24 protein-coding genes are annotated in these 24,024 nt (G+C 69.0%); 21 read left to right on the top strand and 3 right to left on the bottom strand.

Translation table 11 applies throughout. The annotated features are described in order from the left end of the window. Positions 1–25 precede the first annotated feature (25 nt). Positions 26–700: a C40 family peptidase gene (locus tag NNJEOMEG_RS05860; protein ID WP_173082279.1), complete on the top strand. Its 675-nt coding sequence runs from the start codon at positions 26–28 to the stop codon at positions 698–700. 52 nt (positions 701–752) lie between these two features. On the opposite strand, the gene NNJEOMEG_RS05855 is transcribed toward NNJEOMEG_RS05860, so the two are convergent. Next, positions 753–1,970: a PAS domain-containing sensor histidine kinase gene (locus NNJEOMEG_RS05855; protein ID WP_173082277.1), complete on the bottom strand. Its 1,218-nt coding sequence runs from the start codon at positions 1,968–1,970 to the stop codon at positions 753–755. A 226-nt stretch (positions 1,971–2,196) separates the two neighbouring features. Between NNJEOMEG_RS05855 and NNJEOMEG_RS05850 the strand changes: the two genes are divergently transcribed. The 14 genes from NNJEOMEG_RS05850 to NNJEOMEG_RS05785 all read left to right on the top strand — a co-directional run bounded on the left by NNJEOMEG_RS05850 (position 2,197) and on the right by NNJEOMEG_RS05785 (position 16,943). Beyond that, positions 2,197–3,306, top strand: a complete 1,110-nt coding sequence (locus tag NNJEOMEG_RS05850; RefSeq protein ID WP_173082275.1) for a BMP family ABC transporter substrate-binding protein — start codon at positions 2,197–2,199, stop codon at positions 3,304–3,306. A gap of 109 nt (positions 3,307–3,415) precedes the next feature. Further along, on the top strand, positions 3,416–4,507 hold the full coding sequence (locus tag NNJEOMEG_RS05845; RefSeq protein WP_173082273.1) for a BMP family ABC transporter substrate-binding protein: 1,092 nt from the start codon (positions 3,416–3,418) through the stop codon (positions 4,505–4,507). A gap of 180 nt (positions 4,508–4,687) precedes the next feature. After that, positions 4,688–5,335 carry a type I phosphoribosyltransferase gene (locus tag NNJEOMEG_RS05840; RefSeq protein WP_173082271.1) on the top strand — a complete coding sequence of 216 codons (648 nt, stop codon included), beginning with the start codon at positions 4,688–4,690 and terminating at the stop codon, positions 5,333–5,335. A 75-nt stretch (positions 5,336–5,410) separates the two neighbouring features. Further along, positions 5,411–6,955 carry an ABC transporter ATP-binding protein gene (locus NNJEOMEG_RS05835; RefSeq protein ID WP_173082269.1) on the top strand — a complete coding sequence of 515 codons (1,545 nt, stop codon included), beginning with the start codon at positions 5,411–5,413 and terminating at the stop codon, positions 6,953–6,955. Next, on the top strand, positions 6,952–7,971 hold the full coding sequence (locus NNJEOMEG_RS05830) for an ABC transporter permease (RefSeq protein WP_173082267.1): 1,020 nt from the start codon (positions 6,952–6,954) through the stop codon (positions 7,969–7,971). The genes NNJEOMEG_RS05835 and NNJEOMEG_RS05830 overlap by 4 nt, the downstream gene beginning before the upstream one ends. Then, the gene (locus NNJEOMEG_RS05825; RefSeq protein ID WP_173082265.1) at positions 7,968–8,888 is read left to right on the top strand and encodes an ABC transporter permease; all 921 of its coding nucleotides are present in this window, start codon (positions 7,968–7,970) and stop codon (positions 8,886–8,888) included. Before NNJEOMEG_RS05830 ends, NNJEOMEG_RS05825 begins: the two co-directional genes overlap by 4 nt. Beyond that, positions 8,885–10,153: a M16 family metallopeptidase gene (locus NNJEOMEG_RS05820; protein WP_173082263.1), complete on the top strand. Its 1,269-nt coding sequence runs from the start codon at positions 8,885–8,887 to the stop codon at positions 10,151–10,153. The genes NNJEOMEG_RS05825 and NNJEOMEG_RS05820 overlap by 4 nt, the downstream gene beginning before the upstream one ends. Beyond that, on the top strand, positions 10,150–10,698 hold the full coding sequence (locus NNJEOMEG_RS05815) for a macro domain-containing protein (protein ID WP_173082261.1): 549 nt from the start codon (positions 10,150–10,152) through the stop codon (positions 10,696–10,698). Before NNJEOMEG_RS05820 ends, NNJEOMEG_RS05815 begins: the two co-directional genes overlap by 4 nt. Position 10,699: 1 nt before the next feature. After that, the gene (gene hslV / locus NNJEOMEG_RS05810; RefSeq protein WP_173082259.1) at positions 10,700–11,242 is read left to right on the top strand and encodes an ATP-dependent protease subunit HslV; all 543 of its coding nucleotides are present in this window, start codon (positions 10,700–10,702) and stop codon (positions 11,240–11,242) included. After that, positions 11,239–12,630 carry an ATP-dependent protease ATPase subunit HslU gene (gene hslU, locus NNJEOMEG_RS05805; RefSeq protein WP_173082257.1) on the top strand — a complete coding sequence of 464 codons (1,392 nt, stop codon included), beginning with the start codon at positions 11,239–11,241 and terminating at the stop codon, positions 12,628–12,630. Before hslV ends, hslU begins: the two co-directional genes overlap by 4 nt. A 2-nt stretch (positions 12,631–12,632) precedes the next feature. Next, complete coding sequence (locus NNJEOMEG_RS05800) at positions 12,633–13,799, top strand: AAA family ATPase (protein ID WP_173082255.1); 1,167 nt, start codon at positions 12,633–12,635, stop codon at positions 13,797–13,799. Further along, on the top strand, positions 13,796–14,440 hold the full coding sequence (locus NNJEOMEG_RS05795) for a DUF4276 family protein (RefSeq protein ID WP_173082253.1): 645 nt from the start codon (positions 13,796–13,798) through the stop codon (positions 14,438–14,440). The genes NNJEOMEG_RS05800 and NNJEOMEG_RS05795 overlap by 4 nt, the downstream gene beginning before the upstream one ends. 11 nt (positions 14,441–14,451) lie before the next feature. Further along, on the top strand, positions 14,452–15,339 hold the full coding sequence (gene argB, locus NNJEOMEG_RS05790; protein ID WP_173082251.1) for an acetylglutamate kinase: 888 nt from the start codon (positions 14,452–14,454) through the stop codon (positions 15,337–15,339). An 11-nt stretch (positions 15,340–15,350) separates the two neighbouring features. Then, the gene (locus NNJEOMEG_RS05785; RefSeq protein WP_173082249.1) at positions 15,351–16,943 is read left to right on the top strand and encodes a tetratricopeptide repeat protein; all 1,593 of its coding nucleotides are present in this window, start codon (positions 15,351–15,353) and stop codon (positions 16,941–16,943) included. Between the two features lie 144 nt (positions 16,944–17,087). Here NNJEOMEG_RS05785 and NNJEOMEG_RS05780 read toward each other — a convergent pair whose 3' ends face one another. Beyond that, positions 17,088–17,453 (bottom strand): hypothetical protein, encoded by a 366-nt coding sequence (locus NNJEOMEG_RS05780; protein ID WP_173082247.1) that lies wholly within the window; start codon positions 17,451–17,453, stop codon positions 17,088–17,090. Next, positions 17,450–17,998 (bottom strand): bifunctional pyr operon transcriptional regulator/uracil phosphoribosyltransferase PyrR, encoded by a 549-nt coding sequence (gene pyrR, locus NNJEOMEG_RS05775; RefSeq protein ID WP_173082245.1) that lies wholly within the window; start codon positions 17,996–17,998, stop codon positions 17,450–17,452. Before pyrR ends, NNJEOMEG_RS05780 begins: the two co-directional genes overlap by 4 nt. A gap of 144 nt (positions 17,999–18,142) precedes the next feature. Here pyrR and NNJEOMEG_RS05770 point away from each other — a divergent pair, with 144 nt between their 5' ends. The 6 genes from NNJEOMEG_RS05770 to NNJEOMEG_RS05745 all read left to right on the top strand — a co-directional run bounded on the left by NNJEOMEG_RS05770 (position 18,143) and on the right by NNJEOMEG_RS05745 (position 23,823). Then, positions 18,143–18,463 carry an IscA/HesB family protein gene (locus NNJEOMEG_RS05770; protein ID WP_173082243.1) on the top strand — a complete coding sequence of 107 codons (321 nt, stop codon included), beginning with the start codon at positions 18,143–18,145 and terminating at the stop codon, positions 18,461–18,463. A 264-nt stretch (positions 18,464–18,727) separates the two neighbouring features. Beyond that, complete coding sequence (locus NNJEOMEG_RS20515) at positions 18,728–19,045, top strand: IscA/HesB family protein (RefSeq protein WP_235956849.1); 318 nt, start codon at positions 18,728–18,730, stop codon at positions 19,043–19,045. A 133-nt stretch (positions 19,046–19,178) separates the two neighbouring features. Beyond that, the gene (locus NNJEOMEG_RS05760; protein ID WP_173082239.1) at positions 19,179–19,568 is read left to right on the top strand and encodes a response regulator transcription factor; all 390 of its coding nucleotides are present in this window, start codon (positions 19,179–19,181) and stop codon (positions 19,566–19,568) included. 24 nt (positions 19,569–19,592) lie between these two features. Next, a complete protein-coding gene (locus tag NNJEOMEG_RS05755; RefSeq protein ID WP_173082237.1) occupies positions 19,593–21,332 on the top strand; it encodes an HD-GYP domain-containing protein in 1,740 nt (579 codons plus the stop codon). 46 nt (positions 21,333–21,378) lie between these two features. After that, on the top strand, positions 21,379–22,422 hold the full coding sequence (locus NNJEOMEG_RS05750) for a threonine aldolase family protein (protein WP_173082235.1): 1,044 nt from the start codon (positions 21,379–21,381) through the stop codon (positions 22,420–22,422). Positions 22,423–22,560: 138 nt separating this feature from the next. Further along, a complete protein-coding gene (locus NNJEOMEG_RS05745) occupies positions 22,561–23,823 on the top strand; it encodes an EAL and HDOD domain-containing protein (protein ID WP_173082233.1) in 1,263 nt (420 codons plus the stop codon). Positions 23,824–24,024 lie beyond the last annotated feature (201 nt).

Below are 24,024 nucleotides of genomic sequence, written 5' to 3'. Positions count from 1 at the left end.
CACGCCGGGAACGCAAGGAGACGCCATGCCCGCACCCTCCCCCCGCATCGCCTCGGCACGCGTCGCGGCCTTCCTGCTGGCCGCCCTCGGCCTGTTCTGGGCCGCCCAGCCCCCGGGGACGGCCCTGGCCCAGGCCATCGACCCCGCCAGCCTCACCGCCGACTTCCCCGAGCGCGACCGTCTGCCCCAGACCGACGCCCCCGAGAGCGCCTGGTACTCCGGCCGCTACGGCTCCTGGGGGCCGCGCGCGCGCACCTACCCGGGCGTGGAAGCTCCCAAAGGCGCGGACCCCTCGGCCTGGAAGCGCCTGCGCGTCGCCGCCGTGGCCCGCCGCCACGAGGGCCTGGCTTACCGCCACCACCACATCCCCGCCTGGAACCCGGGCGAGGGCCAGGGGCTCGACTGCTCCAACTTCACGTCCTGGGTCTACAACTACGGGCTGGGCGTGGGGTTCACCTCGCTCATCTCGGCCCAGGCCGACGGCCCCCAAGCCCCGGGGCGCAGGCTCGCGCCCGGCGAGCCCTTCAAAGTGGGGGACCTGCTCTTCATCACCACCAAGAGCGGCGCGCGCGTCTCCCACGTGGTGCTCTGGCTGGGCGAGGGCAGGATCATCGACTCCCACGGAGAGGGCGTGCGGGTGCGCCGCTTCACCGGGTGGTATTCGGAGTGTTTCTCCCACGCGCGCAGGGTGGTGGAATAAGAAGGAGCGCCGGGACGGGACGCGCCGTCGCGACGCCGGACGCGGGCGGGGTCTAGTGCCCGGAAAGCTCCCCGCCGGACTCTTCGGGCCCTTCCCCGGACGCTTCCCCGGAGCCCCCCACGGGCAGGCGCACCAGCACGTGGGTGCCTTCCTCCTCGTCACTGGTGAAGTCGATCTCGCCGTCGTGGGCGCGCGCGATGAGCAGCGCGCTGTGCGCCCCCAGGCCCGTGCCCCCGGGCTTGCCCCCGGTGACGTAGGGCTCGAAGAAGCGCTCGCGCACGCCGGGAGGGATCACCCCCAGGTTGTGGATGTCCACCACCGCGTGCCCGCCCTCGCGGCGCAGGGTCACGCTCACGCTCGCGCCTTCGGGGGAGGCCTCCACGGCGTTCTTGATCAGGTTGGAGAGCATGTCGTCCAGGAAGGCCTCCTCGCCCTGGATGCTGCACGCGCCCTCGCCCTCCGCGCCCTGGGATGTCTCGCAGGCCAGGCCCACGCCGCGCTCGCGCAGCACGGGCTCGAAACGTTTGCCCAGCTCCTCCAGGAGGCGGGTCAGGTCCACGGGGCGCGGGGTGACGGAGTAGTCGCCCTGGCGCATGCGCAGCATTGCCTGGGAATTGGCCAGGAGCCGATCCATCTGCTGGCCCGAGTCGTGGATGAGCCTGGCCCACTCCCGATGCTTCGCCGTGAGGGAATCGTCCTCCATGAGCAGGCGCGCGAAGCCCACGATGCCCAGCAGCGGCGACTTGAGGTCGTGGCGCACGATGCGTTCCACGTCCTCGCGCAGGCGCTCGTAGTGCTTGCGCTCGGAGATGTCGCGGATGAAGGCCGCGAAATATGTGGCCTGGCCCCGCTTCCAGCTGGAATGGGTGATCTCCACCGGGAACTCCGAGCCGTCGGCGTGCAGGCCCACGCACTCCACGGCAACGCGGGGTTTGAGCGTCCTGCCGGCGCGGGCCGCCCGGCCGAACCCCTGGCCGTGGCGCTCGCGCATGCGCTCGGGCAGCAGGGACTCCAGGCTCGTGCCCATCACCTCCTCGGGCTCGCGCCCGAAGAGCGCCTGGGCCGCGTGGTTGTAGAACACCACCTGGCCCTTGGCGTCGCAGGCCACGATGGCGTCGGGCGCGGAGAGCGCCAGGGAGCGGTACTCCTCGCGCAGCTCCTCCAGCAGACGCCTGAGCATCTGGCAATGGCGTTCGCGGCGCGCCAGGGCGTCCAGCTCGCCGCGCAGTCTGGAGGTGATGTCGCCGCCGTCGCGTTTCCCGGGACTCATGATGCCCGGACTATACGCGTTCCGGACCCGGTTTCAAGCCCGGCCAGGCGGCCACGCCCGGCCGCGCGGCCCGCCGCTCCCATCCGTCCGGCCCGGACCGCAGCCCCACCGCGATGCGCCGTTTCACGTCGGCGCTCCGCATCGGGGCCCGCGAGGGCCGCACGGATTTACAAAGCCCCGCGCCTGGGGCATCTCCTGGTAATCCCTTCGCGCGCAAGGAGGCTCCATGCGCATCCTGAACCTCGCGGCCGCCCTCCTGCTGGCGGCCCTGGCGGCCTTCGCCTCCCCGGCGTCGGCCCAGAACCCGGCCCAGGCCCAGCGGCTCAAGGTGGGCTTCGCCCTCTTGGGCTCGGCCAACGACCAGGGCTGGAACCACTCCCACGCCCTGGGCATCGATGAACTCAAACAGAAACTAGGCGACAGGATCGAAGTCTCCGTGGCCGAAAACGTTGGCGCGGCCGACGCCGAGCGCGTCTTCCGCCAGTTCGCCCAGGACGGGTGCTCCCTGGTGTTCGGCACCACCTTCGAGCACATGGACCCCCTGCTCAAGGTGGCCGGAGAGTTCCCGGCCGTGGCCTTCGAGCACTGCTCCGGCTACAAGACCGCCCCCAACGTGGGCGTGTACATGGGCCGCATGGAGCAGGCCGAATACCTGGCGGGCTACATGGCCGGGCTCATGGGCTTCTCCCGGGTGGGCACGGTGGCCACCAACCCCATTCCCGAGGTGGTGCGCGGGGTCAACGGCTTCACCCGGGGGCTACTCAAGGGCCTGGCCGAATCCGGCGCGACCTTCGACGGGGCGGGCGCGAACACCGTGGCCTGGCTCAACTCCTGGCGCGACCCCCGGGGCGAAACCACCGTGGCCGAGACCCTCGTCCAGCGCGGAGCCGCCCTGGTCCGCCAGATGGCCGACACCCCGGACTCCTCCCTGGCCGCCTGCGCCAAGGGCGTGCCCGCCATCGGCTACGGCGCGGACCCGGCCCGCTTCGGCGGTTCCTGCGTGCTGGTCTCCACCCTTTGGGAGTGGGGCGGCATCTACGTGAAAAAGGTGCAGGCCCGCCTGGACGGCACCTGGAAGGCCCAGGACGTCTACTGGGGCTTCGCGGAAGGCGCGGTGTCGCTCTCGCCCTTCCATGAGAGCGTCCCCGGAGACGTGCGGGCCAAGGTGCTGGCGGAGCTCGAGCGCATCAGGTCCGGCGCGGACGACTCCTTCCTGGGACCGCTGGAGGACCAGGCGGGGAAGGTGATGGTCCCGGCCGGGGCCAGGGCCACGGACAAGGAGCTCTTCACCATGCGCTGGCTGCTCAAGGGAGTGAAAGGCAAACTGCCGGATTAAAAAATGATTTTAACAGTTCACAACAGGAGCGGACGCCCTCCCGATTTACAAACGCGACGGTTTGCGGCATCTTTCCGGCGCTTCGACATTCCCCAAACCAGGAGGCTCCATGCGCGCTCGTTCGATCCTCGCGGCCCTCTGTCTGGCCGTGCTGGCCGTCCTGCCCTGCCGGGCTGAGGCCGCGAAACTCAAGGTGGCGTTCGCCCTCATCGGCACCGTCAACGACCAGGGCTGGAACTACGCCCACTACACGGGCATCGAGGAGCTCAAGCGCCAGCTTGGCGACAAGATCGAGGTGGCCATCGCCGAGAACGTGGGCGCGGCCGACGGCGAGCGCGTCTTCCGCCAGTTCGCCCAGGACGGCTACGACATGATCTTCGGCACCACCTTCGAGCACATGGACCCCATGCTCCAGGTGGCCAAGGACTTCCCCAACACCACCTTCGAGCACTGCTCCGGCTACAAGACCGCCCCCAACATGGGCAACTACATGGCCCGCATCGAGCAGGGCGAATACATCGTGGGCTACATGGCGGGCCTCATGGGCTTCACCAAGGTGGGCACCGTGGCCACCAACCCCATCCCCGAGCCCATCCGGGGCATCAACGGTTTCACCCACGGCCTGCTCAAGGGCCTGGCGGAATCCGGAACCAAGTTCGACATCGACACCCTGAACACCGTGGTCTGGCTCAAGAGCTGGCGCGACCCCATCGGCGAAACCACCATGGCCGAGGCCCTGGTGCAGCGCGGCTGCACCCTGATCCGCCAGATGGCCGACACCCCCGACTCCTCCCTGGCCGCCTGCGCCAAGGGCGTGCCCGCCATCGGCTACGGCGCGGACGCCGCCGAGTTCGGGGCCAAGTGCGTGCTGGCCTCCACCATCTGGAACTGGGGCAAGTTCTACGTGAAGCTGGTCAACGCCAAGCTGGCCGGAACCTGGAAGGCCGAAGAGCTTTACTGGGGCTTCGAGGAAGACGCCATCAAGCTCTCCAAGTTCAACGAGAAGGTCCCTGCCGAGGTGCAGAAGAAGGTGCTGGCCGAGATCGACCTGATCAAGAAGGGCACCGACAACTCCTTCCTGGGACCCATGGCGGACCAGGCCGGAAAGGTGATGATCCCCGCCGGGCAGCGCGCCACGGTGAAGGAACTCTACACCATGCGCTGGCTGCTCAAGGGCGTGAACGGCAAGCTGCCCGAGTAGTGCAGCCGGACGACGCGACGCGATCAAGGGCCGCCCGAAAGGGCGGCCCCTTTCGTTGGCAGAAGCAACTCGCATTCCGCGTCGGCGCGCGCCCCCGCCCCGTTGTGCTGGAGCCCCCGGGCGTGGTACGGTGATGCTTCACGGCGTCGAGGTTCGAGGCCCCGCCGCAAGGAGCATCCCATGATCTACGAACGCCCGGTGCGCGAATCCGGCGACAAGCACGCCCTCCACGTGGAAGGCCTGGGCTACAAGGTCCAGCTGCCCTGGGTCTGGCTGCCCGACGGCCAGGGCGGCGAGGTGCGCATCGCCTCCCTGGACCTGGTGGGACAGATACGCCTCAACCGCGACCTGGGACGCCTTCTGGCGGACAGGCTGCGCCCCATGATCGCCGGGAAGCGCCGCGTGGGCATGGTCACGGCCGTGGAGAAGGGCCTCCAGGTGGCCCAGGTGGCCGCCTGCGAGCTGGGCCTGGACGAGATCGCCGTGGCCCACAACCGCGTGAAGCCGCACATGGAGCCCGGCCGCCGCCCCGTCATCCAGGTGGGCGCGGACTCCGTGACCAGCGGCGACAAGTTCCTGGCCCTCTACGAACGCTCCATCTCCATCGTGGCCGAGGCCGTGGACGGCGTGATCCTTTTGGACGACGTGATCTCCTCGGGCTCCACCATGCTGGCCCTCCAGTCTCTGGTGGAGGCCGCCGCGCGCCACGCCCGCCTGGACACCCCGCCCCCCGTGATCACCCACGCCTGCGTGGCCATCGAGGGCGAACCGGCGCTCGCGCCGCTCACCTACCTGGCCCGGCTCCCCGAACCCCGGCGCAAGGCGTGAGCGGACATCCCCCCTCATTTCCGACCGCGCCGGGGGGCTCGACTCCCCGGCGCTCTTGACGTAGAACCCCCGGCCATGCGCCCCGCCGAATCGCCGGACGCCCCCCCGGCCCAACCCCATCCCGCCCTGGAGCTCAAGGGCATCACCAAGCGTTTCGGCCCCAACGTGGCCAACGACGCCGTGAGCCTCACCGCCCATGCCGGGGAGATCCACGCCCTCCTGGGCGAGAACGGCGCGGGCAAGTCCACGCTCATGTCCATCCTCTCCGGGCGCTACCACCCGGACGCGGGCGAGATCGTCATCGACGGCAAGCCCGCCCGCTTCGCCTCCCCGGCCGACGCCCTGGCCAGGGGCGTGGGCATGGTGCACCAGCGCTTCATGCTGGTGGAGGCCTTCACCGTGGCCGAGAACATCGCCCTGGCCGCCGGTGGCCCCGCCTTGCTGGACCTGCCCGGCGAGGCCCGGCGCATCCGCGAACTCTCGGGGCGCTTCGGGCTCAAGGCCCGCCCCGAGGCCCTCGTGCGCGACCTCTCCATGGGCGAACGCCAGCGCGTGGAAATCCTCAAGCTCCTGCGCCTGGGGGCCAGGGTGCTCATCTTCGACGAGCCCACCTCCGTGCTGGCCCCCACCGAAGTGGCCGGGCTCCACGAAGTGCTCAAGACCCTGCGCCGCGAGATGCGCACCATCGTCTTCATCACCCACAAGCTCGAAGAGGCCCTGGACCTCTCCGACCGCATCTCCATCCTGCGCCGGGGACGCCTGGTGTCCCGCACCACTCCGGCCGAGGCCGGGGGCAAGGCCAACCTGGCCCGGCTCATGGTGGGCCGCGAGGTGATCTTCGCCATCGACAAGCCCCCCGTGGCCCCGGGCGACGAGGTGCTCAAGCTCCAGGGCTTCACCGGCGGGCCGGACCCCGCGCGCCCCGCCTTCCGCGAGGTGGACCTCTCCCTGCGCCGGGGCGAGGTGCTGGCCGTGGTGGGCGTGGCGGGCAACGGGCAGACCGAACTCACCGAGGCCCTGGCCGGGCTGTGCCCCGCGCGCGCGGGCACGGCGGCCCTGGGAGGCGCGCCGGTCGAGGCCCGCCACTGGGCCAGGGCCCCCAAGCCCGGGCTGGCCTACGTGCCCGAGGACCGCCACCACGAGGGAAGCATCCCGCCGTTGTCGCTCACCCACAATTTCCTGCTCACCCGTCTGGGCGACTTCACCCGGCGCATGGTCCTGGACTGGACCGTCAGCCGCAAGGCCACCCTGGAGGCCATGGAGCGCTTCGACATCCGCGCCCAGGCCCCGGAACAGGCCTCGGGCGAGCTCTCGGGGGGCAACCTCCAGAAACTCCTGCTGGCCCGCGAGCTCTCGCGCCGCCCCTCCGTGCTGGTGGTGAACCAGCCCACCCAGGGCCTGGACGTGGGGGCCTCCGAGGACGTGTGGAAGAGCCTGCTGGCCGCGCGCGAGCACGCGGGCGTGCTGCTGGTGACGGGCGAGCTCACCGAGGCCCTGACCCTGGCCGACCGCGTGGCCGTTATGTTCGAGGGCCGCGTGCTGGCCGTGCTCGACGTGGCCGACCCCGACCAGGTGGCCCGCATCTGCCCGCTCATGGCGGGCGTGGAGTTCTGCCGATGACCGCCAAGGCGCGTTCGCGCTTCCTGCTCTGGGGGCTGGCCGCAGCCATCCCCCTGGCCGCCGGGGCGGCCATCTTCGCCTTCCTGGGGGCCAACCCCCTGGAGGCCTACCACGTGATGTTCCTGGGGGCCTTCGGCACCTGGGCGCGCTTCTCCGAAGTGCTCGTGAAGGCCTCGGCCCTCATGCTCACGGGCCTGGCGGTGATCCTGGCCGCGCGCATGAACCTGTGGAACATCGGCTGCGAAGGCCAGCTGGTGATGGGCGGAGTGTTCGCCTCGGGGCTGGCCCTGGCGCTGGGCCCCTCCTGGCCGGGCTGGCTCCTGCTGCCGTGCATGGTCCTGGCCGGGGCTGCGGGCGGCGCGTGCTGGTCGGCCGGTCCGGCGTGGCTGCGCTCGCGCCTGGGGGTGAGCGAGATCATCACCACGCTGCTCCTCAACTACGTGGCCATCGCCCTCATGGAGCACCTCTATTTCGGCCCCTGGCGCGACCCCCTGGGCATGGGCTTCCCCGGCACGGCCATCTTCGCCGACGCGGCCACCCTGCCGCGTTTCCCGGGCACGCGCATCCACCCCGGCTTCCTGATGGGCCTCGCCGGGTGCGCCGTGCTGGCCTGGGTGCTGGCGAAAACCCGCTGGGGCTACGAGCTCACGGTGATGGGCCTGGGGCCGCGCGCGGCCGACTACGCGGGCATGGACTCGGGCAGGCGCGCCCTCACGGTGTTGCTCCTCTCGGGCGCGGTGGCGGGGCTGGCGGGCATGGCCGAGGTCTCGGGCATCCACTCCCGGCTCCAGCAGGGGCTGGCCGTGGGCTACGGCTACGACGGCGTGATCGTGGCCTGTCTGGCCCGGCTCAACCCGGCCCTGGCCCCCCCGGCCGCTGTGGTCCTGGCCGCCGTGCTGGTGGGCGGCGAATACCTCCAGACCCGCCTGCGCCTGCCCTCGGCCGCGAGCCTCGTCATCGAGGCCGCGTTGCTCCTTTCGCTTCTGTGGCTCCAGACAAGGCAGGCCAGGCGATGAACGACTTCGTCTTCCTCGTGGCCCTCACGCTCAAAACCTCGCTGGCCGTGCTCCTGGCCGCCCAGGGCGAGGTGCTCTCGGAGCGCGCCGGGGTGATCAACCTGGGCCAGGAGGGCATGCTCGTCATGGGCGCGCTCACGGGCTTCTGGACGGGCTTCGTCACGCGCGACCCCGTGCTGGCCTTCGCCGCCGCCGGGGCCGTGGGGGCCTGCCTGGCCCTGCTGCACGGCTTCTTCGCCGTGCGCCTGGGGGCCAACCAGCTGCTCTCCGGCATCGCCCTGACCATCCTGGGCCTGGGGCTCTCCAACTACCTGGGCCGGGGGCTCATCGGCAAGGTGGGCCTGCGCGTGGGCGAGATGCCCATCCCCGTGCTGGCGGACATCCCCTGGATCGGCCCCGCGCTTTTCAAGCAGAACCCCGTGGTCTACCTGGGCGTGCTGGTCACCCTGGCCTCCTGGTGGATGCTCACCCGCACGCGCTTCGGCCTGGCCGTGCGCGCCTGCGGCGAGAACCCCGCCGCCGCCGACGCCATGGGCGTCCACGTGGCCCGCACGCGCCTTACGTGCCTCGCGGCCGGGGGCTTCCTCACGGGCGCGGCCGGGGCCTACCTGTCGCTGGTGTTCACCCCGGGCTGGAAGGAGGGCATCTCCGGCGGCCAGGGCTGGATCGCCGTGGCCATCGTGATCTTCGCGGGCTGGCGTCCCTGGCCCGCCCTGGCCGGGGCGCTCTTCTTCGGGTTCCTCTCGGCGCTCCAGTTCTTCTTCCAGGCCACCAGCGTGCACCTGGTGCCCCTCTACGTGCTGCGCATCCTGCCCTACGTGCTCACCATCCTCACCCTGAGCCTCGCAACGGCCCTTGGCAGGGGCGGCCGCGCCCCCGCCGGACTCGGCAAACCCTACTTCCCCGAGGAGTCATGACCAGCCCGGACGACATCCGCTTCCACGTCCTGGACAACGGCCTGCGACTGGCCGCCGAACGCCTGCCCGAGGCCCGAAGCGTGAGCTTCGGCATCTGGATCGAGGTAGGCTCCCGCCACGAAACCCCGGACCAGGAGGGCGCGGCCCATCTCTGGGAGCACCTGGGCTTCAAGGGCGCGGGCAGCCGCTCCGCCCTGGACATCGCCAAGGCCCTGGACCTCTTCGGCGGCCACTCCAACGCCTTCACCAGCCGGGAGCACACCTGCTTCCACGCCCGCGTCACCACGCGCCACCTGGAAGAGGCCCTGGACATCCTCTCCGACATCGCCCTGCACCCAGCGCCCTCCCTGGAGGACCTGGACCGCGAAAAGGACGTGGTGCTCCAGGAGATCGCCATGGTGGAGGACGACCCGGAGGAAAGCCTCATGGAGTCCTTCTGGTCCGAACTCTGGCCCGGAGGCGCGCTGGCCCACCCCATCCTGGGCTCGCCCGAGACCGTGCGCGCCTTCGACCTCCCCGGCCTGGAGGCCTGGCGCGCCGGGCACTACCGCCCGGAACGCATGCTCGTGGCAGCCGCCGGGGGCCTCAACCACGACGAACTCTTCGCCATGGTGGAACGCCGCTTCGGGGCGCTGGCCCCGGGCGCGCCCCTGCCCGAGCCCCCGCGCGGCGACTACCGCCCCGCCGTGCTCCTGCGCGAGCGCGACGCCGAGCAGACCCACGTGACCCTCTCCTTCCCCGCCCTGGGCGCGGCCGACGACCGCCGCTTCGCCCTGGCCGCCCTCAACGCCGTCATGGGCGGCAACATGTCCTCGCGGCTCTTCCAGGAGGTGCGCGAGCGCAGGGGCCTGGCCTACAGCGTCTACTCCTACGCCAACTCCCTCTCGGACCGGGGCGTTCTCCACGTCTGCGCCGGGGTGGACCCCGAGCGCACCCCCGAACTGCTGGCCTGCCTGCGCGAGGAGCTCGACCGCCTGGCGCGCCATGGCGTCACCGCCGAGGAGCTGGACCACGCCCGCGACCACCTGCTCTCCGGGCTCTTCCTCTCCCTGGAGTCCAGCGAGGACCGCATGTCGCGCCTGGCGCGCAACCACCTGGTGCTGGGCCGCGCCGTGCCCCCCGAGGAGACCGCCGCGCGCTTCGAGGCCGTCACCCTGGACGACGTGTCCCGCCTGGCCCGCGAACTGCTGGACTTCTCCCGCGCGGGGCTGGGCATCCTCGGCCCCACCGTGGACCCCGCCTGGCGCGAGGCCATCCGCCCGTGATCCGCTTCCGGGCCGGAGAAGGCTTGCTGGGCCTGGCCCATGCGGACATCACCACCTTCCCCGCGGAAGCCGTGGTCAACGCCGCCAACGCCCATCTCGCGGGGGGCGGCGGCGTGGACGGGGCCATCCATCAGGCCGCCGGGCCGCAGCTGCCCCCGGCCTGCCGGGCCATCGTCGCCCGGCGCGGCCCCCTGGAGGCCGGGGAGGCCGAACCCACCCCCGGCTTCGCCCTCCAGGCCCGCTACATCTTCCACGCCGTAGGCCCCATCTGGCGCGGCGGCGGCCACGGCGAGCCCCAGGCCCTGGCCCGGGCCTACCGCTCCTGCCTGGAGCTGGCCCGCGCCCACGGCGTGCGCACCCTCGCCTTCCCGGCCATCAGCTGCGGAGTCTACGGCTACCCCGTGGACCTGGCCGCGCCCCTGGCCCTGGCCGAACTGGCCCGGGGCCTGCGCGAGGGTCTGGCCGAAGAAGCCTGGATGACGCTCTACTCCGCGCAAGCCTACGAAACCTGGCTGGGCCACGCCCGGCGCATCCTCAAGGACTGACATGGACATCCACGCCACCACCATCCTGGCCGTGCGCGACGCCGCAGGCGTCGCCATGGCCGGGGACGGCCAGGTCACCTTCGGCCAGGCCGTGGCCATGAAGCACTCGGCGCGCAAGGTGCGCCGCCTCTATAAGGACCGGGTCCTGGCGGGCTTCGCCGGGTCCACGGCCGACGCCTTCACCCTCTGCGAGCGCTTCGAGGCCAAGCTGGAGGAGTTCTCCGGCAACCTCGTGCGCGCCGCCGTAGAGCTGGCCAAAGACTGGCGCAAGGACAAGTACCTGCGCCGCCTGGAGGCCATGCTCCTGGTGGCCGACGCCTCCACCGTGCTCGTGCTCACGGGCGCTGGCGACGTGATCGAGCCCGACGACGGCCTGGCCGCCATCGGCTCCGGCGGCTCCTACGCCCTGGCCGCCGCGCGCGCCCTGTCCCGCAACACCGACCTCTCCGCCCCGGACGTGGCCCGCAAGGCCATGGAGATCGCGGCGGAGATGTGCGTCTTCACCAACTCCAACATCGTGCTGGAAACCGCCGCAAAATCATGAACACGCTCACTCCCCGGGAAATCGTCTCCGAACTGGACCGCTACATCGTGGGGCAGAACCCCGCCAAGCGCATGGTGGCCATCGCCATGCGCAACCGCTGGCGACGCCGCCAGGTGGACCCATCCCTGCGCGACGAGATCGCCCCCAAGAACATCCTGATGATCGGGCCCACCGGCGTGGGCAAGACCGAGATCGCCCGCCGCCTGGCCAAGCTGGCGGGCTGCCCCTTCCACAAGGTGGAGGCCACCAAGTTCACCGAGGTGGGCTACGTGGGCCGCGACGTGGAATCCATGGTGCGCGACCTCATGGAGATCGGCGTGCGCCTGGTGCGCGAGGAGGAGTCCCAGAAGGTGCGCGTGAAGGCCGAAAAGGCCGCCGAGGAGCGCCTGCTGGACCTGCTGCTGCCGCCCACTCCGGGCCAGGGGTCGTCCATGGGCTTCGCGAGCCCCCTGGCCTCGGCCGGGGGCATGGGCTACGGCGACGCCCAGCCGCCCTCGGAGGAGGCCACGTCCACGCGCGAGAAGCTGCGCGCCCTCTGGCGCAAGGGCGCGCTGGACGACAAGCAGGTGGAGATGGACGTGCTCCAGCCCTCGCCCACGGTGGAGATCATGGCCATGCCGGGCATGGAGGAGCTGGGCGGCCAGTTCAAGGACATGTTCTCCAAGGTGTTCCCCCAGAAGCGGCGCACGCGCAAGCTCCGGGTGCGCGAGGCCTACGACATCCTGATCCAGGAGGAGTCGGAGAAGCTGGTGGACATGGACAAGGTGGCCGACGCCGCCAAGGAGCGTGTGGAGCAGACGGGCATCCTCTTCATCGACGAGATCGACAAGATCTGCGGCCGGGGCGGCCAGGGCGGCTCGGGGCCGGACGTGTCGCGCGAGGGCGTGCAGCGCGACCTGCTGCCCGTGGTGGAGGGCTGCGTGGTGAACACCAAGTACGGCATGGTGCGCACGGACCACATCCTGTTCATCGCGGCCGGGGCGTTCCACCTCTCCAAGCCCTCTGACCTGGCCCCGGAGCTGCAGGGACGCTTCCCCCTGCGCGTGGAGCTCTCGGCCCTTGGGCGCGACGAGTTCCTTCGCATCCTCACCGAGCCGCAGAACTCGCTGACGGTGCAGTACACGGCGCTGCTGGCCACCGAGGGCGTGCGCCTGGAGTTCCCCCTGGAGGGCCTGGAGGAGGTGGCGGACTTCGCGGAAAAGGTGAACGCCGACACCGAGAACATCGGCGCGCGCCGCCTCTACACCATCATGGAAAAAATCGTGCAGGACCTCTCCTTCGACGCCCCCGACCGGGGCGGCGAGACGGTTGTCATCGACCGGGAGTATGTGCGAGAGAAGCTGAAGGACGTGGCGGAAGATAGGGATTTGACGAGGTATATACTCTAGCCATGAGACTTGCCGCGCTGCGCATCATCGACTTCAAAGCCTTCCGGGACGCCGTCCTGGATGTGTCGCCTTTGGAAGTCCTGGTGGGAGCCAACGGCAGCGGGAAATCCTCGGTCTTCGAACTCCTGCGCTTCGTGCGCGACTCCCTGGAACGCGACATCCCCCCGGAGATCCTCCCGGGCTTCAGGGGCCAGTTCCTTTATCACCCCCGTAGCGACGATTCCCGGTTTGGCTGGCAGCTGTTTTTCCAGTCAGACTCCACGGCGGTCCACTCCTACGAGGCCTCGGTTTTCGCCGTGCCTGGCCGTGGGGCGATCCTCTCCGAGCGCGTGCTGAAACATCCAGACGGTCGGCAGTCCCCCGCCGTCCTCACACTCATTGAACGAACGCCGGACAAGGTGGTCTTCGCGGACTCCTTCCCCCTCTACGGCGTCCACAACGGCAAAGCGCCGCCGAACGCCAGACGCCTCACGCTCTCCCACGTCTATGACAAGGGCTCCCGTCCGCTCATCGACATCCGGGAGAACATCGCATCCTGGAGATTCTACGCATCCTCCAGGATCGACATGGCCAGGATCAAGAATCCTGCGCTGGTGGAGCAAAACGCCTCCTGCGAAGAGGACTGCGGCAACCTGAGCGCGGTGCTCCACCACTTCATGACCGAGCACCCCCGCGTCTTCGATGAACTGCTGTTCCGGCTCGGCCAGGTCGTGCCCGGCTTTTCCGGCCTGACGGTCTGGGCCTACGGGAGCCCGGGAAACGTCATGGCCTTTTGGGACGAACAGGGCGTGCCCGGACGCCTGAGCCTTGGGGACCTCTCGGAGGGCACGCTCCGGTTCCTCTGCTGGGCGGCCGTGCTGCTCCACCCCGCGCCCCCGGCGTTGGTCTGCCTGGACGAACCCGACGTGGGCCTGCACCCTCGCGCACTGCCCCTGCTGGCCGCGCTCATCAAACAGGCCAGCGCGCGCATGCAGATCTTCGTGGCCACCCACAACTCGTACTTCCTCTCCCAGTTCGACCTGGACAGTGTGACCGTGCTGACCAAGCAGGACGGCCAGGCCGCCTTCAGAAAGCCAGGAGAGTCCAAGACTCTCCTGGGCCTGCTCGAAGAATTCGGCCCCGAGGAACTGGACAACCTCCACCGCTCCGACGAACTCGAAGTCCTATGAAAAGGGCGCTCGTCTACCTGGAAGGCCCCTCCGACAAGGCGGCCATGGAGGCACTGTTCAAGCCGTTGATCGCCACCAAGTACGCCGAGGGCGCTTCCATCACCTTCCACGCCTCCCGCGAGGGCCACGGCAAGAAAAACGTCGTGCTCCACGTCCCAAGAAAGGCGGCCGAATTCGTCCTGAACAATCCCCACGCCGTGGTGGCCGCCGTGCCGGACCTCTATCCGCCCAACCAGGGCTTCCCGCATCGCACGGCAGGGGAACTCCAGGAAGGCATGGTCGCCCTCTTCAAGCGCCACTGCGACAGGATGCGCCCCAAGCAATGGAACGAATACCGGGACCGCTTCCGGGTCTTCTGCTTCAAGCACGACTTTGAAGCCCTCTTGCTGGCCTGCCCCGACGCCCTGCGCGCGCACCTGGGCCTCGAACGTCTCGACACGGCGTGGACCCTTCCGGTAGAAGACCAGAATCACGGGCACCCGCCCAAGCGGATCGTGGAAGAACTCTTCGAGAAATGCGGCAGGCGCTATCAGGGCGTGGCCGACGCGCCCATGATCCTGCACGGCCAGAACCCTAGAACGCTGGCCGAAGCCTGTCCCCAGTGCTTCAAACCTTTCGTGGATTTCCTCGAAACACTCTAAAGGACGCCCCCATGCAAGAATCCGCCGCCGGCCAGGCCCGCATGCTCCTGGAGTCGCTGCCCTACATCCGCAAGTTCCACGGCAAGACCGTGGTGATCAAGTACGGCGGCCACGCCATGAAGGACGAGCACCTCAAGAAGAGCTTCGCCCTCAACGTGGTGCTGCTCAAATACATCGGGGTCAACCCGGTCATCGTGCACGGCGGCGGCCCACAGATCGGCCAGATGCTCACGCAGCTGGGCATCGAGTCCCACTTCCGCGAGGGCCTGCGCGTCACCGACGACGCCACCATGAACGTGGTGGAGATGGTCCTGGTGGGGCGCGTGAACAAGGAGATCGTCAACCTCATCAACCTGCACGGCGGCTCCTGCGTGGGCCTCTCCGGCAAGGACGGCTGGCTCATCAAGGTGCGCAAGCTCGAAATGGTGCTCACGCGCGAGGACGCCCCGCCAGAGATCATCGACCTGGGCAACGTGGGCGAACCCGTGAGCGTCAACGCCGGGCTCATCGAAACCCTCGTGCAGAGCGGCGTCATCCCCGTCATCGCCCCCGTGGGCGTGGACGACGAGGGCCGCACCTACAACATCAACGCCGACACCGCCGCCGGCGCCGTGGCCCAGGCCCTGGGCGCGAAACGCCTCCTGCTGCTCACCGACGTGGCCGGCGTGCTCGATCCCGAAGGCAAGCTCATCGAGACCATGGACCTCAAGGAGGCCAGCCAAGCCATCGAGGAAGGCGTGGCCAAGGGCGGCATGATCCCCAAGCTCAAGTGCTGCATGGAGGCCGTGCAGTCGGGCGTTGAGAAGGCCCACGTCATCGACGGACGGGTGGAGAATTCGCTCATCCTGGAGTTGTTCACGAGGCAGGGCATCGGCACGGAGGTCTGCCTGAAGCGCTGAGGAGGAAGTCCATGTCGTTTCCGCGCCGGGCCGCGCCGCTGGCGGTCCTGCTGGCCTGCCTCGTCCTGCTGGCGGCCCCCCCGGGGGCCAGGGCGGCCCTGCGCGCCGTGGTTCTGCCCCTCCAGCCCGCACCGGGCGCGCCCGTCGAAGGCTTTGGCGCGGCCGTGCAGAACATCGTGGAAAACGCCCTGGTGCTCCACGGAGGTTTCGAGGAGACCTTCTTCCTTAATTATACCGAAGCGTTCGACTCGGCGGGAGACCTGCAGGCCTACATCGGGGGCCAGCGCGCCGCCGAGTCGCCCCTGCCGGGCCTGGCGCGGCGCGGCGTGCGCCTGGCGCTGGGGGGCACGGTGGAGCCGGGCTCCGGCACGACGCGGCAGGCGCGGCTTTGGCTCAAGGACCTGGAGACCGGAGAGCGCTCCGAGATCCTCCTGCCCGTCGACCCCCTCGCCGGGCTCACGGGCCTTCGTTCCGGCCTGATCCCCCTGCTGGAGCAGGCCGCCGGCAGGCCCTTCAACCCGGCCCAGGCCAAAGCCCTGAGACGGCCGGAAATCCTCCCCATGAAGGCCTTTTCCCTGCTGGGCCACGCCTACGCCTCCTACCTGGTGTCCACCCGGGCCAGGATCAGACCCCCTTTCCGGCTCTCCTTCTCGGCCAGGGCGCTCGAACTGGCCCCCAACTCGGCCACGGCGCTCAACATGCACGGCTGGCTGCTCCACGCCTCCGGGGACGACGCCCCGGCCCTGACCCTCTTCCGCAAGGCCCTGGACCGCGACCCCTCCCTGGTGGACGCCCTGGACGGCATGGCCCGCCTGACCCTTGACCGCTCCGGCCAGGAACAGGCCCTACCCTGGGTGCTGCGCAAGACCCGGACCCGCGATGAAGGCGTCGGCCCCGGCCTGGCCCGCGTGCACCATCACCTGGCAGGCATGGCCAAGGGCTCCGACCGCAACCGCGTGGCCGCCTGGCACCTGAACAAGGCCACCGTGCTGGACCCCGCCTGGGACAGGCCCCTGCTGGAACTCACCCTGGCGCTTTCCCGCATGGAACGCTTCGAGGACGCCCGCCGCGCCCTGGACAAACGGCTGGCGCGCGAGAAATCCCCGGCCCTGCGCACCCGCTACCTGGAACAGATGGCCCTGGTGCGGCTCTGGGAATCCCAGGCTGCCCAGCGGGAGAAGAAGACGCCCCAGCGCGTCCAGGCCCTGGAGCAGGCCGTGGAACTGGCGGCGGTGACGCCCGGCATGGCCCGGGACCTGCGCTGGAGGGTCCGCTACGAACTGGCCGACGCCCTCTGCGCGGGGGGCGAACCCGGCCGTGCGGCCCAGGAGCTCTCGGCCGCCGAGGCGGCCAACCAGACGGAACAGCTGTTGCAAAACGCCCTGATGGCCTTCTGCCTGGCACGCTCGGGCCGCTCCGCCGAGGCCCGCGCCCTGGCATGGGAAACCCTTTCGGCCACGGCGGAACAGGAGCGCAGGCGCGACCCCGTGCCGCGAAGGGCCTACGAATCCCTGGGCAGGGCCTTCGACGCCCTGGACCGGCAGGAACTGGCGCGCATCATGGAGCGCCACGCCACGCCCCACATCCCCGACCCCGCCAAGTGACCGCCACCGCGCGCAAGGCCCGCGACGGCCGCAGGGCAGGCGAGCGGACGCGACGGCGTCCGCACGCAAAAGGGCCGCGCCCTGGAGGACGCGGCCCGGATCACCCCTCAGCCTACCCGGCCGGCGCGCGCCGGAGGGGGGAAATCATTTCGGTTGGCCCTGATTCCTGTTGCAGGGGCCGATGGCCTCGGTGAGCCGCAGGAACCTGGCCGGATCGGGGGCCACGCCGTCGCGGATGGCCTTGTCGATGGCGCGGAAATCCTCGTACGGCAGACGCTCCTGAACGCTTCGCGCGACGCAGGCGCAGTAGTCCCGGGCCATGGCTTCGGGGTCCTGCCCCGCGGCAAGTTCCGGCTGGGCGCGCAGCTTTTCCCGGGCCGTGCCCAGGCAGTTCTCGCGGATGTTGTCGAGCACCTTCGCGGTGTAGCCGTCCGGCTCGGCCCCACGCCACATGATAAGCCCGCCTCCCAGCAGCAGGGCCGCCGCGCCCGCCAGGAGCCAGCGCCTCATTCCTCGGCTTCCCCGCCCGCCAGGCGCACCTTGTCCTCGCCGTCGAGCTCCTTCACGTACACGTCCACGCGCTCGTCGCGGGAGGTGGGCAGCAGCTTGCCCATGTAGTCGGCCTGGATGGGCAGCTCGCGGTGCCCCCGGTCCACCAGCACCAGAAGCTCCACCTTGCGGGGCCGCCCGAAGTCCAGGATGGCCTCCAGGGCCGCGCGCACCGTGCGCCCGGAATAGAGCACGTCGTCCACCAGGACGATCTTGCGGCCGTCCAGGGCGAAGGGGATGGTGGTCTGGTTGATCTGGGGCTGATGGGCCAGGTTGGTCCAGTCGTCGCGGTAGAGGTTGATGTCGAGCTTGCCCAGAGGCACCTCGCACCCCAGGCGTGCCTCCAGGATCTTGCGCAGGCGTTGGGCCAGCTCCACGCCCCGGCGCTGCACCCCAAGAAGGGCCAGCTCCGTGCATTCCCCGTGGCGCTCCATGATCTCGAAGGCGAGCCGCTCCAGCGTGCGCGCCATCTCCTTGCCGTTCATCACGATTTTCTGCCGTTTCATGGCCCTTCCCGGATCGGACGTTTCGATTGCTCCTATCCGAAAACACAGGCCAAGGCAAACTGGGGCATCATGCTTTCGTATTTGACCCGCACCCCTGGCGGACTTAACTCACTGCATCATCAATTCTCCCAGTGGAGGCTTCCCATGGTTACGATGACGCACCCCGCGAAGGAACAGCTCGACCAGTACTTCGCGGAAAATCCCAAGTCCCCCATCCGCATTTTCCTCTCCAGCGGCTCCTGCGCCGGCCCCAGGCTCGCTCTGGCCCTGGACGAGCCCAAACCCTCCGACGCGGTCCACGACGTGGAAGGCTACAGCTTCCTGGTGGACAAGGAGCTCCTCGAGCAGGCCCAGCCCATCAGCCTGGATTTCCAGGGCCAGGGCTTCAGCATCGCCTCCAGCCTCGTGCTGGAATCCGGCGGCTGCGGCGGCGGCTGCTCCTGCTCCGGCGGCAGTTGCTCCTAGAGTCGCGCCCTCACCCTCCGTTCCCGCGGGTTTTCACGGCCTGCGGACAAGACCTGACGCGAGCCTGAACATCCCGCCCCTGCCTTTCCGAATCGTTCAGAGAGCCTTGGCGGCCGCCGTCCCGGACGGGACGGCGGCCCTCCCCCTCCTGCTATCGCCCTGGCCGATGGGGTCCATCCTCCAGACCCATAGACAGGCCTCCTGTTTGACAAAGCGCAACCCGGAGCTTACCTATTCCTCGACCCACACTTCCAGGAGGCATTCATGTTCACGCTCACGGAGCCTGCAAAAAAGCAGCTTGACTCTTATTTCGCCGACAAGGAGAAGTCTCCCATCCGGATCTACCTCTCCTCCGGCGGCTGAGCTGGCCCCCGGCTGGCATTGGCTCTGGACGAGCCAAAAGATTCCGACGACGTGTTCGAGACCGACGGCTACTCCTTCATCATCGACAAAGAACTCATGGGCAAGGCCCAGCCCGTCACGGTGGACCTCTCCTACATGGGCTTCCAGGTGCACTCCAGCCTGGAACTGGGCGGAGGCGGTTGCGGAAGCTCCTGCTCCTCCGGCTCCTGCGGACAGTAAGATCGCGCCTCGCCAGGGCGGCGGCCACCGGCCGCCGCCCTTTTCTTTTCCTGACGCTCCGCCCCTTCACCTTCCGCTTGTTTTGACGTAGGGAAATCCTACCTTTTCCAACAACCCACGCGCGGAGCGCGCAATGCCCGGAAAAATACTCATCGTCGACGACGAGATCCACATCCGGATGCTACTCGAACAGACCCTCGAAGACCTGGAGGAGGAACACGGCGTGACCATCCTCACCGCTTCCAACGGCGAGGAAGGGCTGGACCTCATCCGCCGTGAACGCCCCGACGTGGTTTTCCTGGACATCATGATGCCCAAGTTCAGCGGCTACGAAGTCTGCCGCAAGGTCATGGACGACCCGGCCCTCCAGGGCGGGCACAACATCGTCCTGCTCACCGCCAAGGGGCAGGAGGTGGACCGCCGCCAGGGGCTTGAACTGGGCGCGAAAAAATACATGACCAAGCCCTTCGACCCCGACGAGGTGCTCGACACGGCGCGGGAACTCCTGGGCATCAACCGCTAGCGCGCGAGCCCGGATGTAGCCGTCATGCAGTTGCGACGCTTCCTGCGCACCCACGACGTCACGCAGCTCTTCGCCAAAGCCAAGGCCCTGCTCGAACCGGGCTGGGGCGTGGGCGTGGTCCAGGCCGGGAGGCTGCTGGCCGCCCACGGCATTTCAGAAGACGACCTGGAGCAGCCCGGCGCGCTGCGCTTCAGCGTGCCCCTGTGCGGCAACCTCCACCCCTGCGGACACGTGGTGGTGGCGCTCAGGGCGGACCACCCCGCCTCCAACGGCTGCCAGGGCGTGCAACAGGTGGCCGACCTCCTGGCCCACAGCCTGGAGATGCTCCTGCAACAGGACGAGGCGCGCCGCTGCCTGGCCGCCGACACGCTCCAGAAATACCGCGAACTCTCCCTGCTCCACCGCGCCACCATGGGCCTGAACACCTCCCTGCGCCTGCGCGAGGTGGCCCGCGCCCTCATCGGCGAATGCCGCACCGGAGCGCTCCCCCTGGAAATGGGCATGCTCTTCCTGCGCGACCAGGCCACCGGCGCTCCCGAGCCCTTCGCCTCCTTCGGCCCGGTCCGAGAACACCAGCTGGACCGCGTGGCCACCAGCATCCTCTTCCTCGACATCATGCGCGGCGGCAAAGGCGAGATCGTCAACGACCTCGACGCCGACTCGCGCTGGCACGGCGAAGCTCCGGGCATCAAGGCGCTCATCGCCACGCCCCTCGTGGCCGCGGGCAACCTGGTGGGCGGCCTCGTGCTCGCCACGGCCCAGGACGCCCCCATCGAAGCCAACCACCTCCAGTACGTCTCCACCCTGGCCTCCGTGGCCGGCACCGCCATGGGCAACGCCGTGCACTTCGAGGACGTGCAGAGCCTGCTCAAGGCCTTGCTCCAGGCCCTGGCCACCGCCATCGACGCCCGCGACCCCTTCACGGCCGGCCACTCCCACCGCGTGGCGCGCCTTGCCGTGGCCCTGGCCAAGGCCGTCAACGACGACGCTGACCTGCTCCCCGGCGTCATCTTTCCCCCGGACACCCTCATCGAGCTCTACTACGCCGGGCTGCTCCACGACGTGGGCAAGATCGGCGTGCGCGAACAGGTGCTCACCAAGGCCTCCCGCCTGCCGGAAGACAACCTGCGCCTCATCGGCATGCGCATGGCCCTGCACGCCGAAATCACCGGCACGCCCTGGCGCGACGACTTCGAGCGCCTGCGGCGCATCAACCGCTCCGACGCCATCTCCCGCGAGGACGCCAGCCTCGTGGTGGAACTCTCCAAGCAGGAACTCAGCGCCTACGGCCAGTCCATCCCGCTGCTCGCCGAGGAGGAGACCCTGGCCCTGCTCGTGACGCGCGGCAACCTGCTCCCAGAAGAACGCCGCGAGATCGAACGCCATCCGGCCGAGAGCTACCGCATCCTTCAGCACATCCCCTTCCCCAGGAACATGACCAACCTGCTGTCCGCCATCGGCCAGCACCACGAACGCCTCGACGGCTCCGGCTACCCGGGCGGCCTCAAGGGCGACGACATCTCACTGACCGCGCGGCTGCTCATGATCGTGGACATCTACGACGCCATCACCATGGAGCGCCACTACAAGCCCGCGCTGCCCAGGGAGAAGGCCCTCCTCGTTCTCGAGGAGGAGGCCGCCCAGGGCAAGCTCGACCCCAGGCTCGTCTCCATCATGATCGAACGCATCGACTCCATCGAAGACGACTCCCTGCGCATGGCCATCGACAGAGGCTACGAGTCCCTACTAGGGACCAACACCTAGCGCCTTCCCCTTCATCCGCCCCAGACGCGGCCCCTCAGGAGCCCCCATGCCCTCACGCCCAGGCTTTGCCAGCGACAACAACTCCGGCGTCCATCCCCTGATCCTCGAAGCCATGGCCCGGGCCAACGATGGTCACGCCGTGGCTTACGGCGACGACCCTTGGACCGAGGCCGCCCTCGAAGCCTTCGACCGCGAATTCGGCCCCGGGGCGAGCGTCCACTTCGTCTTTCTGGGCACCGCCGCCAACGTGTTGGCCCTCCAGGCGATGACCAGGCCCCACAACGCTGTCGTCTGCGCCCGCACCGCGCACATCAACGTGGACGAATGCGGCGCGCCCGAACGCCACCTCGGCTGCAAGCTGCTCGCCCAACCCACCGCCGACGGCCTGCTCGATCCCCAGGACCTGCGACGCGCATTCCGGGATTTCGGCAACCCGCACCACAACCAGCCCCGCGCCGTCTCCATCACCCAGGCCACGGAACTGGGCACGCTCTACCGCCCGGAGCAGGTCCGCGAACTGGCCCGCATCGCGCACGAGAACGACATGCTCCTGCACATGGACGGCGCTCGGATCGCCAACGCGGCCGCAGCCCTGGACCTCACCCTGGCGCAGGCCACGCGCGCGCTCGGCGTGGACGCCCTGAGCTTCGGCGGCACGAAGAACGGCATGATGTACGGGGAAGCCGTCGTCTTCTTCAAGAAGGACCTCGGGCGCGAATTCCCCTTCATCCGCAAGCAGGGCATGCAGCTGGCCTCCAAGATGCGCTTCGTGGCCGCCCAGTTCTCCGCCCTCCTCCAGGACGGGCTCTGGCGCGCCAACGCCAGCAACGCCAACGCCATGGCCGCGCTCCTGGCCAGGGAGGCAGCCAGCGTGCCCGGTGTCGAAATCTCGAAGCCCGTGGAGACCAACGCCGTCTTCGCCCGCATCCCCGCCCGCGCCGTGGAAGCCCTGCGCCGGGAATTCTTCTTCTACACCTGGAATGCCGAACCCGAAGACATGCCCGAAGTCCGCTGGATGTGCTCGTTCGACACCACCGCGCAGGCGGTGGAACAATTCGTCGCCGCACTCCGCAAGGCCATGACGGCCTGACGGCCCATCGCGGCCGTCGGGAAAACGAAGCCTTTGACGGCGCGCCCTTGTGTGGATTACCGGATATGGCATGGTGTTTCTGATCGTGACTGAATTGCCTCCATCGCGAGCACTTCAACCGCAGAGGAAACCGCCCGCATGACCCATTCCGCCGGCATACAGGCCTGCATCCACACGTTCTTCGCCCGCCAGCCCGTTTTCGACGCCAGCAAGAAGGTCTGCGGTTACGAACTGCTCTACAGGCACGATCCACGGGAAAAGAACGCTCCGCTTGGCGCGGACGATGTCGCCAACCTCTCCGTGCTCTCCGCGACGCTCACCTCCCCCAACAAGCAGGAAGAGGATCGGGAGAAGATCTTCATCCGCATCCCGCCCGGGTCCATCATGGCCGGCATCCCCGCCGCCCTTTCCCCCAAGACGACCGTCGTCGAACTGGACGCTCCCCCGGCGCAGGACCAGGGCCTGCTGGCTGCGCTCTCCACCTTGAAAAAGCAAGGCTATGCCCTGGCCCTCAACGCCGCCTCGGACCGCGCCTGCGTCCACGGGCTGACGGAGCTGGCCGACATCGTTTTCCTCAACGTGCTCGGCAAGGAAGAGGACGAAATCAAGGCGATGGTGGAACCCTTCGCCGCTTCCAGGGCGATTCTGGCCGCCAAGCACGTGGAAGACCACGCCATGTTTGAACGCGCCAAAAAGCTCGGCTTCCACTACTTTCAGGGCTCCTTTTTCAAGCGTCCGGTCCTCTCCCCCGCGCACAGGCTCTCTTCCAACAAGGCCACGCGCCTCGGCATCTACCGCTCCCTGGGCAACAGCAGGCTCAATGCCGACGAACTGGCCGCCATCATCGAATCCGACGTGTCCATCTGCTACCGTCTGCTCACGCTCATCAACTCCCTCGCCTACGGACTCCAGTACAAGGTGCACTCCATCAAGCACTCCATCATGCTGCTGGGGTGGGACCACATCAAGAACTGGCTCTGGCTCGTGGTGCTTTGCGACATCCTGCCGAAAGGCAAAACCCAGGAACTGCCCCGCCTCTCGGCCATCCGAGCCCGATTCCTCGAAAGGGCGGCCGCCGAGCATGGATACAAGGCCGTGCCGCCCGACACGCTCTTTCTTCTGGGACTGTTTTCGCTGCTGGAGCCCATGCTCGACACGCCCATGGCCGGGCTGGTCCAGGACCTCCCCCTGGAAGAAGTGGTCAAGTCGGCGCTGTGCGGCAAGCCCAACCTCCCCCACCAATGGCTCGAACTGGCGCGCTGCTTCGAAACCGGGGACTGGGCAAAGATGGATGCCCTGATAGACTCCCTGGGCCTGGACTCCGTGACCGTGGCCAAGGCCTACTATGATGCCCTGATCTGGGCCAGCGCCCTCTACGAACAGGCAGCACTCGACGGCTAGACCCCACGACCGCTTCGCGGCGGCGGCCGGTGCGGTTGCGGTGGAGTGGACGGGGTGGGGGGTCGGGCAGAGGAAGAGCCTCCGGCGGCCAAAGGGCTACGCCCTTTGGAATCCCAAGTTGCTTCGCGGGTTTCACCGGGTAGGTCGCTGTTTATGAGGGCGGCTAGTCTCCTGGTGCCAGGACAGCAGCAGACACCCGCC

This window comes from Fundidesulfovibrio magnetotacticus (assembly GCF_013019105.1).
Lineage (GTDB): Bacteria > Desulfobacterota > Desulfovibrionia > Desulfovibrionales > Desulfovibrionaceae > Fundidesulfovibrio > Fundidesulfovibrio magnetotacticus.
The sequence above is the reverse complement of the archived record's forward strand: the minus strand, read 5'-3'. Positions and strand labels throughout refer to the sequence as shown.